The organism is Burkholderia sp. BCC0506 (assembly GCF_902833145.1).
Classification (GTDB): Bacteria; Pseudomonadota; Gammaproteobacteria; order Burkholderiales; family Burkholderiaceae; genus Burkholderia.
In genome coordinates this window covers 198259-214009 of record NZ_CADFEN010000009.1, presented here as the reverse complement: position 1 = coordinate 214009, position 15751 = coordinate 198259, and the positions used below count along the sequence as shown (strand labels likewise).

15 protein-coding genes are annotated in these 15751 nt (G+C 68.0%); 8 read left to right on the top strand and 7 right to left on the bottom strand.

Annotated elements, in window-relative coordinates:
* The first annotated feature begins 10 nt into the window (after positions 1-10).
* From HWX62_RS21880 to HWX62_RS21865, 4 genes are all read left to right on the top strand, one after another.
* Complete coding sequence (locus tag HWX62_RS21880; RefSeq protein ID WP_175930593.1) at positions 11-1186, top strand: VWA domain-containing protein; 1176 nt, start codon at positions 11-13, stop codon at positions 1184-1186.
* 55 nt (positions 1187-1241) lie between these two features.
* Positions 1242-2453, top strand: coding sequence for a benzoate/H(+) symporter BenE family transporter (locus tag HWX62_RS21875; protein ID WP_175930592.1), 1212 nt, complete (start codon positions 1242-1244; stop codon positions 2451-2453).
* A 169-nt stretch (positions 2454-2622) separates the two neighbouring features.
* Positions 2623-3576, top strand: a complete 954-nt coding sequence (gene tal, locus HWX62_RS21870; protein ID WP_175930591.1) for a transaldolase — start codon at positions 2623-2625, stop codon at positions 3574-3576.
* 252 nt (positions 3577-3828) lie between these two features.
* Positions 3829-4284, top strand: coding sequence for a VOC family protein (locus HWX62_RS21865; RefSeq protein WP_175930590.1), 456 nt, complete (start codon positions 3829-3831; stop codon positions 4282-4284).
* 95 nt (positions 4285-4379) lie between these two features.
* On the opposite strand, the gene HWX62_RS21860 is transcribed toward HWX62_RS21865, so the two are convergent.
* The 3 genes from HWX62_RS21860 to HWX62_RS21850 all read right to left on the bottom strand — a co-directional run bounded on the left by HWX62_RS21860 (position 4380) and on the right by HWX62_RS21850 (position 7286).
* Positions 4380-5930, bottom strand: a complete 1551-nt coding sequence (locus tag HWX62_RS21860; protein WP_175930589.1) for a sodium:solute symporter family protein — start codon at positions 5928-5930, stop codon at positions 4380-4382.
* Entirely contained in the window at positions 5927-6169 is a 243-nt protein-coding gene (locus HWX62_RS21855; RefSeq protein WP_006490660.1) for a DUF3311 domain-containing protein, read from the bottom strand. The genes HWX62_RS21860 and HWX62_RS21855 overlap by 4 nt, the downstream gene beginning before the upstream one ends.
* Positions 6170-6368: 199 nt before the next feature.
* A complete protein-coding gene (locus HWX62_RS21850; RefSeq protein WP_175930588.1) occupies positions 6369-7286 on the bottom strand; it encodes a spermidine synthase in 918 nt (305 codons plus the stop codon).
* 144 nt (positions 7287-7430) lie between these two features.
* Between HWX62_RS21850 and HWX62_RS21845 the strand changes: the two genes are divergently transcribed.
* Positions 7431-7685, top strand: coding sequence for a hypothetical protein (locus tag HWX62_RS21845; RefSeq protein ID WP_175930587.1), 255 nt, complete (start codon positions 7431-7433; stop codon positions 7683-7685).
* A 159-nt stretch (positions 7686-7844) separates the two neighbouring features.
* Here HWX62_RS21845 and HWX62_RS21840 read toward each other — a convergent pair whose 3' ends face one another.
* The 4 genes from HWX62_RS21840 to HWX62_RS21825 form a co-directional block, all read right to left on the bottom strand.
* Positions 7845-8321, bottom strand: coding sequence for a DNA-deoxyinosine glycosylase (locus HWX62_RS21840; RefSeq protein ID WP_175930586.1), 477 nt, complete (start codon positions 8319-8321; stop codon positions 7845-7847).
* Positions 8321-8917, bottom strand: coding sequence for a chorismate lyase (locus tag HWX62_RS21835; RefSeq protein WP_175930585.1), 597 nt, complete (start codon positions 8915-8917; stop codon positions 8321-8323). Before HWX62_RS21835 ends, HWX62_RS21840 begins: the two co-directional genes overlap by 1 nt.
* 8 nt (positions 8918-8925) lie before the next feature.
* Positions 8926-10824, bottom strand: coding sequence for a molecular chaperone HtpG (htpG, locus tag HWX62_RS21830; protein WP_175930584.1), 1899 nt, complete (start codon positions 10822-10824; stop codon positions 8926-8928).
* A gap of 197 nt (positions 10825-11021) precedes the next feature.
* A complete protein-coding gene (locus tag HWX62_RS21825) occupies positions 11022-12482 on the bottom strand; it encodes a PLP-dependent aminotransferase family protein (RefSeq protein WP_175930583.1) in 1461 nt (486 codons plus the stop codon).
* Positions 12483-12710: 228 nt separating this feature from the next.
* On the opposite strand from HWX62_RS21825, the gene HWX62_RS21820 reads away from it, so the two are divergent.
* From HWX62_RS21820 to HWX62_RS21810, 3 genes are all read left to right on the top strand, one after another.
* Positions 12711-13403 carry a VOC family protein gene (locus tag HWX62_RS21820; protein ID WP_175930582.1) on the top strand — a complete coding sequence of 231 codons (693 nt, stop codon included), beginning with the start codon at positions 12711-12713 and terminating at the stop codon, positions 13401-13403.
* Positions 13404-13470: 67 nt separating this feature from the next.
* On the top strand, positions 13471-14379 hold the full coding sequence (locus tag HWX62_RS21815) for a DMT family transporter (RefSeq protein ID WP_175930581.1): 909 nt from the start codon (positions 13471-13473) through the stop codon (positions 14377-14379).
* Between the two features lie 165 nt (positions 14380-14544).
* Positions 14545-15726, top strand: coding sequence for a PLP-dependent aminotransferase family protein (locus HWX62_RS21810; RefSeq protein WP_175930580.1), 1182 nt, complete (start codon positions 14545-14547; stop codon positions 15724-15726).
* The last annotated feature ends 25 nt before the right edge of the window (positions 15727-15751 follow it).

Sequence of the window (15751 nt, the reverse complement as noted above, 5' to 3'; positions counted from 1 at the left end):
AGGCCCGGCCATGCTGCTCAATTTCTTCTACGCGCTGCGCGCAGCCAAGCTGCCCGTCTCGGTGAAGGAATACCTGACGCTGCTCGAATCGCTGAAGGCCGGGCTGATCTCGCCGTCGATCGATGCGTTCTACTTCCTCGCGCGCATGACGCTCGTCAAGGACGAGCAGTATTTCGACAAGTTCGACCAGGCGTTCGGCGCGTATTTCCACGGCGTGTCCGCGCTGCCGTCCGAGGCGTTCGACATCCCGCTCGACTGGCTCGAGAAGCGCCTCGAGCGCGAGCTGTCGCCGGAAGAGAAGGCGCAGATCGAGGCAATGGGCGGGCTCGACAAGCTGATGGAGCGCCTGAAGGCGCTGCTCGACGAGCAGAAGGAGCGCCACGAAGGCGGCAACAAATGGATCGGCACGGGCGGCACCTCGCCGTTCGGGCACGGCGGCTACAACCCGGAAGGCGTGCGCATCGGCGGCCCGTCGAACGGCAACCGCACCGCGGTGAAGGTGTGGGAGGCGCGCGCGTACCGCGACTACGACGATTCGGTCGAGATCGGCACGCGCAACATCAAGGTCGCGCTGCGGCGGCTGCGCCGCTTCGCGCGCGAAGGCGCGGCCGAGGAGCTCGACCTGCCCGGCACGATCCGCAGCACGGCCGCGAACGCAGGCTGGCTCGACCTGCGGATGGTGCCCGAGCGCCACAACAACGTGAAGGTGCTGATGCTGCTCGACGTCGGCGGCTCGATGGACGACCACATCAAGCGCACCGAAGAGCTGTTCTCGGCCGCGAAGGCCGAATTCAAGCACCTCGAATTCTTCTACTTCCACAACTGCGTGTACGACCACCTGTGGAAGAACAACCGCCGCCGCCACTCGGAACGCACCGCGACGTGGGACGTGCTGCACAAGTTCACGCCCGACTACAAGCTGATCTTCGTCGGCGACGCGACGATGAGCCCGTACGAAGTGCTGCAGCCCGGCGGCTCGGTCGAATACAACAACCCGGAAACCGGCGCCGTCTGGCTGCGCCGGCTCGCCGACCAGTTCCCCCATCATGCATGGCTGAACCCGGAGCCCGAGCGGCTATGGGAGTACCGGCAATCGATCGCGATCATTCGCGACGTGCTCGGCCAGCGCATGTATCCACTGACGCTTGCGGGCCTCGAAACCGCGATGCGCGCACTCAGCAAGTAACGACACCCACCCGTAGAGACACCGGCCGCGTTCGAGCGGCCGCCCCGGAGAGAGCATGAACCCTTCGCCCACCGCGAGCGCCGACCGCGCCGGCGGCCGCCGCTTTTTCGCCGATACGTCCGTGTCCGCGCTCGTCGCCGGCTTCGTCGCGATGATGACCGGTTATACGAGCTCGCTCGTCCTGATGTTCCAGGCCGGCCGTGCCGCCCACCTCACCGATGCGCAGATCTCGTCGTGGATCTGGGCGCTGTCGATCGGCATGGCGCTGACGACGATCGGCCTGTCGCTGCGGTATCGGGCGCCCGTCGTCGTCGCGTGGTCGACGCCCGGCGCCGCGCTGCTGGTCGCGTCGCTGCCCGGCGTGCCCTACCCCGAGGCGATCGGCGCGTTCGTCGTGTGCGCGCTGCTGCTGACCGCCGTCGGCGTGAGCGGGCTGTTCGACACGCTGATGAAGCGCATTCCGGCCGGCATCGCGGCCGCGCTGCTCGCGGGCATCCTGTTCGAGATCGGCATCGAGATCTTCCGCGCCGCGCAGTTCCGGACCACGCTCGTGCTCGCGATGTTCTTCACGTATCTGATCGTCAAGCGGCTCGCACCGCGCTATGCGATCGTCACGACGCTGATCGTCGGCACGGCCGTGGCCGGCGGCCTCGGCCTGCTCGACTTCAGCCATTTCCAGATCGCGCTCGCGCAACCCGTGTTCACGATGCCCGCGTTCTCGATCGCATCGATCGTCAGCATCGGCATTCCGCTGTTCGTCGTCGCGATGGCGTCGCAAAACGTGCCGGGCATCGCGGTGCTGCGCGCGGACGGCTATCCGACGCCGTCGTCGCCGCTGATCGCGACGACCGGCCTCGCGTCGCTGCTGCTCGCGCCGTTCGGCTCGCACGGCGTGAACCTCGCGGCGATCACGGCCGCGATCTGCACGGGGCCCGAAGCGCACGAGGATCGCGCGAAGCGCTACACGGCCGCCGTGTGGTGCGGCACGTTCTACCTGATCGCCGGCATCTTCGGCGCGACGATCGCCGCGCTGTTCGCGGCGCTGCCGAAGGCGCTCGTCGTGTCGGTCGCGGCGCTCGCGCTGTTCGGCTCGATCATGAGCGGGCTCGCGAACGCGATGCAGGACGTGAAGCAGCGCGAAGCGGCGCTCGTCACGTTCATGGTGACCGCGTCGGGCCTCACGCTGCTGTCGATCGGCTCCGCGTTCTGGGGGCTCGTCGCGGGGGTCGTCACGCAGGTGATCCTGAACGCCCGGCACCCCGCGTGACGCGGCTCGCCGGCCGCCGCGGCCCGCGCCCGGGCACGCCAAAACGTGCCGGACACGAATCGGGCCTAAAATGATGGATCGGAAGCGGCGCCCGGCGCCGCTTCGCTTCGCCGCCGCGCTCGCGCGGCCCGTGAGAACCCGGCGCCCTGCGCTCTTCTTCCGAATCGCCATGACTACCGCACTCGACCAGCTGAAGCAGTACACGACCGTCGTCGCCGACACGGGCGACTTCCAGCAGCTCGCGCAATACCAGCCGCAGGACGCGACCACGAACCCGTCGCTGATCCTGAAGGCCGTCCAGAAGGATGCGTACAAGCCGATCCTCGAGAAAACCGTCCGCGATCATCGCAACGAAAGCACCGATTTCATCATCGACCGCCTGCTGATCGCATTCGGCACCGAAATCCTGAAGCTGATCCCGGGCCGCGTGTCGACCGAGGTCGACGCACGTCTGTCGTTCGACACGCAGCGCTCGATCGACAAGGGTCGCGAGCTCATCAAGCTGTACGAAGCGGCCGGCGTCGGCCGCGAGCGCATCCTGATCAAGCTCGCGTCGACGTGGGAAGGCATCCGCGCGGCCGAGGTGCTGCAGAAGGAAGGGATCAAGTGCAACATGACCCTGCTTTTCTCGCTCGTGCAGGCCGCCGCGTGCGCGGAAGCCGGCGCGCAACTGATCTCGCCGTTCGTCGGCCGCATCTACGACTGGTACAAGAAGCAGGCCGGCGCGGAATGGAATGAAGCGCGCGACGGCGGCGCAAACGATCCGGGCGTGCAGTCGGTGCGCCGCATCTACACGTACTACAAGACGTTCGGCTACAAGACCGAGGTGATGGGCGCGAGCTTCCGCACGACCAGCCAGATCGTCGAACTCGCCGGCTGCGACCTGCTGACGATCAGTCCCGATTTGCTGCAGAAGCTGCAGGAGAGCAACGAGACGGTCGCCCGCAAGCTGTCGCCGGACACGCTGCAGGACAAGCCGGCCGAGCGCGTCGCGATCGACGAGGCGTCGTTCCGCTTCCAGCTGAACGACGAGGCGATGGCGACCGAAAAGCTCGCCGAAGGCATCCGCGTGTTCGCCGCCGACGCGGTGAAGCTCGAGAAGCTGATCGACGCGCTGCGCTGACGCGCGCCGCACGTCAGCGGCTGTCAGCAAGACTGACAACAGCGCTGACAACAGCCGTCAGCAAGCGCTGCAAACGGTCGCGAACGTGATGTTCGCGGCCGTTTTTATTTTTCATTCCATCGTCAAGCGCGCGCACTACAATCCACGTCACGGGTGCGACGGCCGCCTCCCGATGCGCCCTTTCCCCAGTCAATCTTGCACGACGCCGTGCCGGCACCGCCGCGCCGGCACGGTTCATCCCAGGAGACAACGATGCAAGTTCAACCGTACCTGACGTTCTACGGTCGTGCCGACGAAGCCCTTCAGTTCTACGAAAAGGCACTCGGCGCGAAGACCATGTTCAAGATGCACTTCAAGGACGCACCGCCGAATCCCGACTACCCGATGTCGCCGGAGATGAGCGACAAGGTGATGCACGCGAGCTTCACGATCGGCGACTCGATGATCATGTGCTCGGACGGCGACTGCAGCCAGCCCGCGGGCGCCGCGCACGCCGGCTATTCGCTGTCGCTGAACCCGGCCACCGTCGAGGAAGGCCAGAAGCTGTTCAATGCGCTCGCCGACGGCGGCGAAGTGACGATGCCGTTCGGCAAGACGTTCTGGGCGCTCGGCTTCGGGATGGCGAAGGATCGCTTCGGCGTGCACTGGATGGTCAACGTCGAGGACCTGTCGCAACGCGAAGCGCTCGCGAAACACGCGCAGGGCTGATGCCAAAACGAACGCCCGCCACCTTGCGGTGGCGGGCGTTTTCGTTGCTGTCGCTGCGCGGCGCGTGCGCGGCACACCGCCGCGCACGGCCCGTCTCACCCCTCGACGACGTCGAGATAATCCTCCGGCCGCGTGCGATCCTCCGCATGCGCCATGCCCATCACGCGCACCAGCACGCTGACCGCCACCGACACCACGAGGTTCACGACCAGCGACCACACGGCCGCATAGCCGGGAATCGCGAGACCGAACAGATGGATCGTGAAGATGGAGCTGGCCAGCTTCAGCGAGATCGCCATCCACGTGCCGCACACGATGCCGGCCGCCCAGCCCACCAGCAAGCCGCGATGGTCGAGCACGCGCGTGTACAGGCCGAGCACGATCGCGGGCAGCGTCTGGATGATCCAGATCCCGCCGAGCAACTGCAGCTGGATCGCGTAGGTCAGCGGCAGCCCGAGGATGAAGGCCACCGCGCCGACCTTCACGATCAGCGACACGAGCTTCGCGACGTGCGTTTCCTGGTCGTGCGACATGTTGCGGTTCACGAACTCGCGGTGGATGTTGCGCGTGTACAGGTTCGCGGCCGCGATCGACATGATCGCCGCCGGCACCAGCGCGCCGATGCCGATCGCCGCGAACGCGACGCCGACGAACCACGACGGGAAGTACTCGAGGAACAGCGCGGGCACCGCGAAGTTCGGGCCGAACGCCTTGAAGTACGGTGCGTACTGCGGCATGTCCTTCACGCCGGAGGCGAGCGCCATGTAGCCGAGCAGCGCGAGCAGGCCGAGCACGAACGAGTACGCGGGCAGCATCGCCATGTTGCGGCGGATCGAGTTGCCCGACGACGACGAGAGGATCGCCGTGACCGAGTGCGGATACAGGAACAGCGCGAGCGCCGAGCCGATCGCGAGCGTCGCATACGCGCTGTAGCCGTTCAGGCTCGTCGCGTCGGGCGCCTTCAGCAGCAACTTCGCGGGCGGCACCGCGGAGAAGATGTGCCCGAAGCCGCCGAGCTTCGCGGGGATCACGATGATCGCGGCCGCGATCGTGACGTAGATCAGCACGTCCTTCACGATCGCGATCATCGCGGGCGCGCGCAGCCCCGACGTGTACGTGTACGCGGCGAGGATCGCGAACGCGATGATCAGCGGCAGGTCGCCGACGAAGCCGGTCGTGTCGAAGCCGAGCGCGCCGATCACCACCTCGATGCCGACGAGCTGCAGCGCGATGTACGGCATCGTCGCGACGATGCCCGTCACCGCGATCGCCAGCGCGAGCATCCGGCTGCCGTAGCGCGCGTTGACGAAGTCGGCGGCCGTCACGTAGCCGTGCCGCTTCGCGATGCTCCACAGCTTCGGGAACACGACGAACGCGAACGGATAGATCAGGATCGTGTACGGCAGCGCGAAGAAGCCCATCGCGCCGGCGCCGAACACGAGCGCGGGCACCGCGACGAACGTGTAGGCGGTGTAGAGGTCGCCGCCGAGCAGGAACCATGTGACGATCGTGCCGAAGCGGCGTCCGCCGAGGCCCCATTCGTCGAGATGGGCGAGATCGCCGCGCCGCCAGTTCGCGGCCAGGAAACCGATGATCGTGACGCCGATGAACAGCAGCACGAAAACGAAAGTCGCGCCGAGATTCATTGCGCCCCTCCTTGCGTGCCGCTCGCCTTCCACGCATTCTTGGTCTTGAAATACACGAACGCGGTGATCACCGCGCTGATGAAGACCCAAAGCAACTGGTACCAGTAGAAAAACGGAAAACCGAGCCATTGCGGTTCGATCTTGCTGTACGACGGCACCCAGACCATCGCGATCAGCGGCAGTACCAGCAGCCAGAGCCAGCGCTTGGCGGCCCGGTTGGCGTCGGCATCGTGAGCCATGACGTCTCCTCTTCTATCCCGGTTATCGATCTTGTTGAGCGGGTACGGCGCCGAGAGGAGCGGCAAAACGGGTAGGCTGCGGCTCCCCTGGCTTCGCGCCAGTATAGGAGCCGCGAGCACGCGGTCAAGCAGGGGCGAACCCGAGGTGATCCGCCCCTTGTCGCGACGTTGCACCGGCGTGCCGCCGGCGCATCCGGCGTCAGATCGCGAACGACGTGTCGCGTGCGCCGGTCGTTGCTTTCAAAGCTTTCACCCACTTGCGCGCGGGCAGCTTCAGCGTGTCCTCGATCAGCTTCGCACGGGCGTCGAGCTGCGCGAACGACACGTCGAGCGCGGGGCCCGAGAACGCGATCGCGATCCGGTTGCCGTCGTGCACTTCGGGCAGCGCGATCACGCGGTGATCGAACGCCGCGTTCAGGTGCTTCATGTTGCGCACGAAGCTCGGATGATCGCCGAACAGGTTGATCGTCGCGATGCCGGCATCGGCGAGACAGCCGCGCACCGCGCGGTAGAACGCGACGCTGTCGAGCACGGGGCCGCGCGCGGTCGCGTCGTACAGGTCGATCTGGATCGCGCCGGTCGTGCCGCGGTTGGCCGGGTCGTTGACGAAATCCCATGCGTCGGCTTCGTGCACGACGAGGCGCGCATCGTCGGGCGGCAGCGCGAACATCGTGCGCGCGGCGACGATCACGGCCGGGTTCAGCTCGACGGCCTCGACCTTCGCGTGCGGCAGGAAACGGTGCGAGAACTTGGTCAGCGCGCCGGTGCCGAGCCCGAGCTGGACGATCCGCTCGGGCGTTTCGAGGAACAGCAGCCACGCCATCATCTGCTGCGCGTATTCGAGCTCGATATGCAGCGGCTTCGAGATCCGCATCGCGCCCTGTACCCATTCGGTACCGAAGTGCAGGAAGCGCACGCCGCCTTCCTCGGAGAACGTCACGGGCGCGAAGCGCGGCTTGCGCGGCGCGTCGAGCACCGGCACGTCGTCGTGTTCGTCGATGTCCGTGCGGCGCTTCACGCGCGGCGGCTGGAGCTTTTCGGAGCCGTTGTACGCGGACGGCTTGCGTTGCTTGAACGCGCGCGCCTCGGCGGACGCGCGCTTGATCAGTCGGGTCATGATGGTTGAATCTCGCTGGGTGACGCTGGATGAGCGGACGAGAGGATAGCATTGGTGGAAGACGGAGGCCGCGACGCGCACCGGCCACGCGTGACGCCGGATCCCGGCGGCGCTATGCTGCATTCGCGACTCACGGGAGGGCGCATGACCTCGAACGACAAGAAGATCTGGTTCCCGGCGAAGCGCTACGGCTGGGGATGGGGGTTGCCAGTGACGTGGCAGGGCTGGGTCGTGCTGCTGCTGTTTGCGATCGGGATCATCGCGAGCGCATGCCTGGTGCCGCCGCAGCGATCGCCGGTGGCGTACGGCGCCTGCATCGTGGTACTGGTCGCGCTGCTGACCGCGGTGTGCTGGCTCAAGGGCGAAAAGCCCCGGTGGCGCTGGGGCAAGGACGATTGAGCTTCAGGCGAGACACGCAAGCCCATGCGGTGGTCGCGGTTCGTCAGCAACGCCCTCCTCCGTCATCGATACGCCACGACAACGCTCTGTCGAACGCCTGAATTGTCTCGACGCTCAACGCGAGGCTGACCACACCTGCTGCCGGCCGCGCCCGGTCGATCAAAGCACGATTCGACGCCAGTGTTCGAGCTTCTGCTCGAACGACAACATCGCATTCGCCGGGCTCGACGAAGGCAGCACGAGCGTCTCGTACCCGGCCTGGCCGATCACGTCGGCGAACCGCCCAGCCGTCTTGCCGTTGAAGCACACGCGCTTCAGCAACGGCGCATGCTCGCGCAGCGAATCGAAGTCGTTGGGCTTCGCATTCCTGATCGCGGAATCGAGACTGCCCTGGCGATGGCATGCATCGAGCACGTCCCAGATGCCGATGCCATGCGACAGCACGCGTTGGAGCCGCGTGTCGTACGGCAGTTCATGCAGCGACGGCTCGCCGAGCACCGCGCCGAGCAGCCGCCAGAACTGGTTGCGCGGATGCGCGTAGTACTGCGCGGCGTCGAGCGACGCCTCGCCCGGAAAGCTGCCGAGGATCATCGTGTGCGTATTCGGCGCGACGACGGGCGGAAAGCCTTGCAGCATCACGCGCCTCCGTGCGGGCCACCCGACCGCGGCCCGTCGCCGTGCGCGGCGAGATGGCGCCACAGTGCCGGCAGCATGCACTCGGTGACCATCAGCGGCTTGCCGTGACGCTGGAACACCGAGCGCCGCGCGACGAACGCATGCGGCGCGCGCGCGCCCTGTAAGGCATGGCTCGCGAGCGCATACAGCGGATGGCCGGCGATCACGCGCCGGCTCACGAGCGCCGAGCGCTCGACCTGCGGATCGCTGTACAGCAGCTCCGCGAGCGGCCGCGTGCGCAGCCGCCGCATGGCCTGCCACACGCCCTTGCTGGCCGCAAGCGGCGCAATGCTGTGCGCGGCGACGTACGGCGTGCCGTCGACCGACAGGATCACCTCGCGCACCCACATCGGCGCGCGCGGCGAACTGGCAAGCGCCGCCGGCTCGTCGAACCACGGACGGTCGACGGCCTCGCGCGTCACGCGCACGTTCACGCGGCCGAGCCGCGCGAGATGCGCGGTCAGCGATCCACCGCGCGTCAGCCAGTCGCGCTGGTCGAGCGTGCAGCCAGGCCGCGGCGTCTCGCGCCAGCCGGCCTGGCCGCCGTCGAATCGCATGCGCGCGTTCACGCGGCGCGCGACAGCAGCAGCGCGTTGGTCCGCTTCACGAAGCTCGCCGGATCGTCGAGCATGCCGCCTTCGGCCAGCAGCGCCTGATCGAACAGCAAATGGCACCAGTCGCCGAAATCGGCGCTGTCGGCGTTCAGCTGCTTCACGAGCGCGTGCTCGGGATTGATCTCGAGGATCGGCTGCATCGCCGGCGCGTTCTGGCCGGCCGCCTTCAGCATCCGCTGCAGGTAGCCGCTCATGTCGTTGTCGTCCGCGACGAGGCACGACGGCGAATCGGTCAGGCGGAACGTGACGCGCACTTCCTTCACCTTGTCGCCGAGCGCTTCCTTCATCTTCTCGACGACCGGCTTGATCGCCTCGCCGGCCTGCTCCTGCGCCTTCTTCTCCTCGTCGTTCAGCTCGCCGAGGTCGAGATCGCCGCGGGCCACGCTCGCGAGCGGCTTGCCGTCGAATTCATGCAGGAACGACAGCATCCATTCGTCGACGCGGTCGGTCAGCAGCAGCACCTCGACGCCCTTCTTGCGGAACACTTCCAGGTGCGGGCTGTTCTTCGCGGCCTGCCACGTATCGGCGGTCACGTAGTAGATCTTGCTCTGCTCGGGCTTCATGCGCGACACGTAGTCGGCGAGCGACACGTCCTGCGCGTCGGTGTCGCCGTGCGTCGACGCGAAGCGCAGCAGCTTCGCGATGCGCTCGCGGTTCGCGTGATCCTCGCCGACGCCTTCCTTCAGCACCTGGCCGAACGCACTCCAGAACGTCTTGTACTTTTCCTTGCCGGCATCGTCTTCCGCGTTCGCGAGCTCCTCGAGCATCGACAGCGCGCGCTTGGTCACGCCTTCGCGGATCGCCTTGACGTCGCGGCTTTCCTGCAGGATCTCGCGCGACACGTTCAGCGGCAGGTCGGCCGAATCGACGACGCCCTTCACGAAGCGCAGGTATTGCGGCAGCAGCTGCTCGGCGTCGTCCATGATGAACACGCGCTTCACGTACAGCTTCAGGCCGCCACGGTAGTCGCGGTTCCACAGGTCGAACGGCGCGCGCGCCGGCACGAACAGCAGTTGCGTGTATTCGCTGCGGCCCTCGACGCGGTTGTGCGTCCACGTGAGCGGATCCTGGTGGTCGTGCGCGATGTGCTGGTAGAACTGCGTGTACTGCTCGTCGGTGACGTCGCCCTTCGCACGCGTCCACAGCGCGCTCGCCTGGTTGACGGTTTCGTCCTCGTCCTTCAGGACCATCTCGCCCTTTTCCTGATCCCACTCTTCCTTGCGCATCAGGATCGGCAGCGCGATGTGGTCGGAGTACTTCTGGATGATCGACTTCAGGCGGTGCGACGACAGCAGGTCGTCCTCGCCTTCGCGCAGGTGCAGCGTGATCGTCGTGCCGCGTTGCGCGCGCTCGATCGCGTCGATCGTGAAATCGCCCTCGCCGGCGCTTTCCCAGCGCACGGCTTCGTTCGCCGGCAGGCCGGCGCGACGCGTTTCGACGGTGATCTTGTCGGCGACGATGAAGCCCGAGTAGAAGCCCACGCCGAACTGGCCGATGAGCGCCGCATCCTTCTGCTGGTCGCCCGACAGCTTCGTGAAGAATTCCTTGGTGCCCGAGCGCGCGATCGTGCCGAGGTTCGCGATCGCCTCGTCGCGGCTCATGCCGATGCCGTTGTCCTCGATCGTGATCGTGCGCGCGGCCTTGTCGAAGCCGATGCGGATGCGCAGGTTCGGATCGTTCTCGTACAGCGCGTTGTCCGCGAGCGCTTCGAAACGCAGCTTGTCGGCCGCGTCGGACGCATTCGACACCAGTTCGCGCAGGAAAATTTCCTTGTTGCTGTAGAGCGAATGGATCATCAGGTGGAGGAGTTGCTTGACCTCTGCCTGAAAGCTCATCGTTTCGTGTGCCATGGATGCTGTTTCCTCTTACTTGAACGGAACAAGGTGACGCCGGCGCCCGGCGCGCGATGCCGGCGAACCCGTGAAGGACGGCCCGTTCGGGACGGCCCGTTTGGGACGGCCCGTCGGGGACGACCGCCTGGCGCCGGCGGTTTGCGCGCGTATCTGGGGACGGCACGCACGATTTCAAGAGCCGCCTGCCGCGCCCGTCACGACGCGCGCCGCACCGCCGAGTCGATATAGCTCGCCAGCAGCCCCGGCAGCGCCGGATCGCCGCAGTTCGCGACGTTGAAGCGCATCCACGTGGAAGGCGACTGCTGCGGCGAGAACAGGCTGCCCGGCGTCAGCAGGAAGCCCGCCTCGTGGGCGACCGCCGCGAGCGCGTCCGAATCGACGCCCGTGTCGGCCCACAGGAACATCCCGGCCGCCGGCATCGTGAAGAGCCCGAGCCCGGTGCGCTCGAGCATCCGCGCGGTCTTGTCGCGCACGCCGTCGAGCCGCGCGCGCAGCCGCTCGACGTGGCGCCGGTAATGCCCTTCGGTCAGGATCTTGTACAGCACGCGCTCGTTGAGCTCGGGCGTGGTCATCCCGACCAGCATCTTCTGGTCGGTGACGGCCTTCGCGATCTCCGGCGCGCAGGCCACGTAGCCGACCCGCAGGTTCGCCGCGAGCGTCTTCGAATAGCTGCCGAGATAGATCACGCGCTTCAGCTGGTCGAGGCTCGCGAGGCGCGTGGCCGGATAGCTCGGCGGGCAAAGGTCGCCGTACACGTCGTCCTCGACGACGAGGAAATCGTAGGCCTCCGCGAGCTTCAGGATCCGGAACGCCTGCGCGGCCGACAGCGACGTGCCGGTCGGGTTCTGCAGCACCGAGTTGATCACGAGCATCTTCGGCCGCCACATCTGCACCAGGGTTTCGAGCGCGTCGAGGTCGGGGCCGTCGGGCGTATACGGCATCCCGACCAGTTGCGCGCCCTGCGCCGCGAAACGGCCGAACATCTGGAACCACGCCGGATCGCCGACGATCACCGCATCGCCCGGCCGCATGTAGATCCGCGAAATCAGGTCGATCGCCTGCGTGATGCCCGACACCAGCACGATCTGCTCGGGCTTCGCGCCGATCTCGACTTCGGCGAGGCGCGTCTGCAGTTGCTGGCGCAGCGGCAGGAAGCCCTGCGCGGTGCCGAAGCCGAGCATCTGCGCGCCCGACTGGCGCCCGAGCGCGCGCAGCGCGCCGGTGATCAGCTCGCCGTCGAGCCAGCGGCCCGGCAGGTAGCCGAGGCCCGGGCCCTTCTCCGGGCTGACGGTGTGCAGCATGTTGCGCAGCAGCCAGACGACGTCGATCGTGTTGTGCACGGGCGCGGCCTCGGCCACGCGCGCGACGCTGTCGGCCGGCTGCGGGCCGACGCCGGTACGCTCGCGCACGTAGAAGCCGGAGCCGCGCCGCGAGTCGAGGTAGCCCTGCGCGACGAGCCGCTCGTAGGCCTCGACGACGGTAAAGCGCGACACGCCCTTGTCGAGCGCCAGCTTGCGGATCGACGGCATCCGCATGCCGGGACGGAACACCCGTTCGTCGATGCGACGCCGCGCCCACTGGACCAGCTGGTCGACGAGCGTGAGCGTGGCCGTGTCGTGCGGCGCGGGAATCTGGGCGAGTGGGACGGTGGACATGGGCGGCAGCTCCAACTGTACCGAAGGCTATCGCGCCGATTGTACCGTTACTGTGCCGGTAGCGACGATTACAGTTGACCGGAATGGCGATCGTGCGGCCGCCGGTGCAGCCCGCCGCACCTGGCGCGGCGCCCGTCGGCCTGCGGCGCGGCCGGCGCGCCGGCCGGTCCGGCCCCGCCCGGCACGCCATCCGCCGACCATGACACTTTCGCTTCCCGACCGACGCTCATGCCAGCCCGCTCCCTGACACTCGACCATCTCGTGATTGCCGCGCGCACCCTCGACGAAGGCGTGCGCCACGTCGCCGACGCGCTCGGCATCGAACCGGCCGGCGGCGGCCGCCACCCGCTGATGCGGACCCACAATGCGCTGTTCGGCGCGTGGGGCGGGCGCTACCTCGAAGTGATCGCGATCGATCCCGACGCGCCCGCGCCGGACGACGGCGCGCAGCCGCCGCGCGCCCGGCTGTTCGGGCTCGACGATCCGGCGATCCAGGCGCGGCTCGCGCAGGGCCCGTATCTCGCGCACTGGGTCGCGCGCGTCGACCGCCCGCGCCAGCTCGCGCTGTGGCAGCGCCAGTATCCGGCCCGCATCGCGCCCGTCGTCGCGATGCGGCGCGGCGACCTGAGCTGGGGCCTCACGGTGCCCGACGACGGCAGCTTCCCCGCGTGGCAGGGCGCGGGCGACGGCCTCGTGCCGTCGCTGATCCAGTGGGACAGCCCGCGCCATCCGGCCGAATCGCTGCCGGCCGACGGTGTCGCGCTGAAGGCGCTCAAGGGCGCCCACCCGCGCGCCGATACGATCCGCGAGCAGCTCGACTGGCTCGGCGCCGCCCACCTGCTCGACGTCGAATCCACCGACGGCCCGCCGGCGCTCGTCGCCGAATTCGACACGCCGCAGGGCCCGCGCACGCTGCGCTGACCATCCTGCGCCGCTTCCATTACATCAATCACATCCATCCAGCCAGCCAGACGGAGACACCCACGACATGAATTCGCGCGAAACCCGGGGCATGCTGCTCGGCCTGATCGGCGTGATGATCTTCAGCCTGACGCTGCCGATGACGCGGATCGTCGTCTCCGAGCTCAATCCGCTGCTCAACGGGCTCGGCCGCGCGCTCGCCGCGGCCGTGCCGGCCGGGCTGCTGCTGTGGTGGCGCCGCGAGCCGCTGCCGAGCCGCGCGCAACTGAAGAGCCTCGCGATCACGTCGGCCGGCGTGATCATCGCGTATCCGGTGTTCTCGGCGTGGGCGATGAAATCGGTGCCGGCCTCGCACGGCGCGGTGGTCAACGGGTTGCAGCCGTTGTTCGTCGCGCTGTACGCGGCGTGGCTGTCGCACGAACGGCCGTCGAAGGCGTTCTGGGCCAGCGCGGTGGCCGGCAGCGCGCTCGTGATCGCGTTCGCGCTGCGCGACGGCGGCGGCGCCGTGCAGGCCGGCGACGCGCTGATGCTCGTCGCGGTCGGCATCGGCGCGCTCGGCTATGCGGAAGGCGCCCGCCTCGCGCGCCAGATCGGCGGCTGGCAGGTGATCTGCTGGGCGCTCGTCGTGTCGGCGCCGTTCCTCGTGCTGCCGGTCGGCTGGCTCGCGTGGCTGCAGTACGCAGCGCATCCGGGCCCGCTCGCGCTGCGCACGTGGCTCGCGTTCGGCTACGTGACCCTCTTTTCGCAATTCATCGGCTTTTTCGCGTGGTATGCGGGGCTCGCGATGGGCGGCACCGCGCGCGTCGGCCAGGTGCAACTGCTGCAGATCTTCTTCACGATCGCCTTTTCCGCGCTGCTGTTCGGCGAAACGGTCACGCCGTCGACGTGGCTGTTCGCGGGCGCCGTGATCGCGACCGTGGTGCTCGGGCGCCGCTCGGCGGTGGCCACCGCGCCGCGTCCCGCTCGCGCCGGCTGATGAGGTGCGCCATAATGTCCGTTTTACCTGAACGGTTTTGCCAGACTGGCGTGCCCACCCGGCCGCGACGGCCCGATCGCGCTCCCGCACGCCCACCCGGCTGCGACGACGCCATCGGCCCGAACGACCTTTCCTGACCGACCACGATATCCGCACGAGGAGACTATGAATCCGAGCGACCTGCATCCGCCGCACTGGCAGCTTTCCGAACGCGCCCGCAAGCTGACGAGCTCGGCGATCCGCGAGATCCTGAAGGTCACGGAACGCCCCGAGGTCATCTCGTTCGCCGGCGGCCTGCCCGCCCCCGCGACGTTCCCGGCCGAGCGCATGCGCGCCGCCGCCGATCGCGTGCTGCGCGACGCGCCGGCCGCCGCGCTCCAGTACAGCGCGACCGAAGGCTACCTGCCGCTGCGCGAGTGGATCGCCGAGCGCTACGGCGTGCGCGTGTCGCAGGTGCTGATCACGACCGGCTCGCAGCAGGCGCTCGACCTGCTCGGCAAGGCGCTCGTCGATCCGGGCAGCCCGATCCTCGTCGAAACGCCGACCTACCTCGGCGCGCTGCAATCGTTCTCGCTGTACGAGCCGCGCTACGTGCAGGTGCCCACCGACGAGCAGGGCCTGCTGCCGGAAGGTCTCACGCCCGAACTCACGCAAGGCGCGCGCCTGCTGTACGCGCAGCCGAACTTCCAGAACCCGACCGGCCGCCGCATGCCGGTCGAGCGCCGCCGTGCGCTCGCCGCGTTCGCGCAGTCGAGCCCGTTCCCGGTGCTGGAGGACGATCCGTACGGCGCGCTGAACTACCGGGGCGAGCCGCTGCCGACGATGCTGTCGATGGCGCCCGACCACGTCGTGCACCTCGGCACGTTCTCGAAGGTCCTCGCGCCGGGCCTGCGGATCGGCTACATCATCGCGCCCGAGGAACTCCACTTCAAGCTCGTGCAGGCCAAGCAGGCCACCGACCTGCACACGCCGACGCTCACGCAGCGCATCGCGCACGAAGTGATCAAGGACGGCTTCCTCGACGAGCACATCCCGACGATCCGCGCGCTGTACAGCGCGCAGTGCGACGCGATGCTCGGCGCGCTCGCGCGCCACATGCCGGAAGGCGTCACGTGGAACCGCCCGGAAGGCGGGATGTTCATCTGGGTGAACCTGCCCGCGCAGATCGACAGCATGAAGCTGCTCGCCGCGGCCGTCGACAACCACGTCGCCTTCGTGCCGGGCGCGCCGTTCTTCGCGGAGAACGCGCAGCAGAACACGCTGCGCCTGTCGTTCGTGACGGTGCCGCCCGAGAAGATCGAGGAAGGCGTCGCGCGTCTCGGCAAGCTGCTGCGCGAGCGCCTCTGATCCCCTTTTTCCTGTCACGACTCTC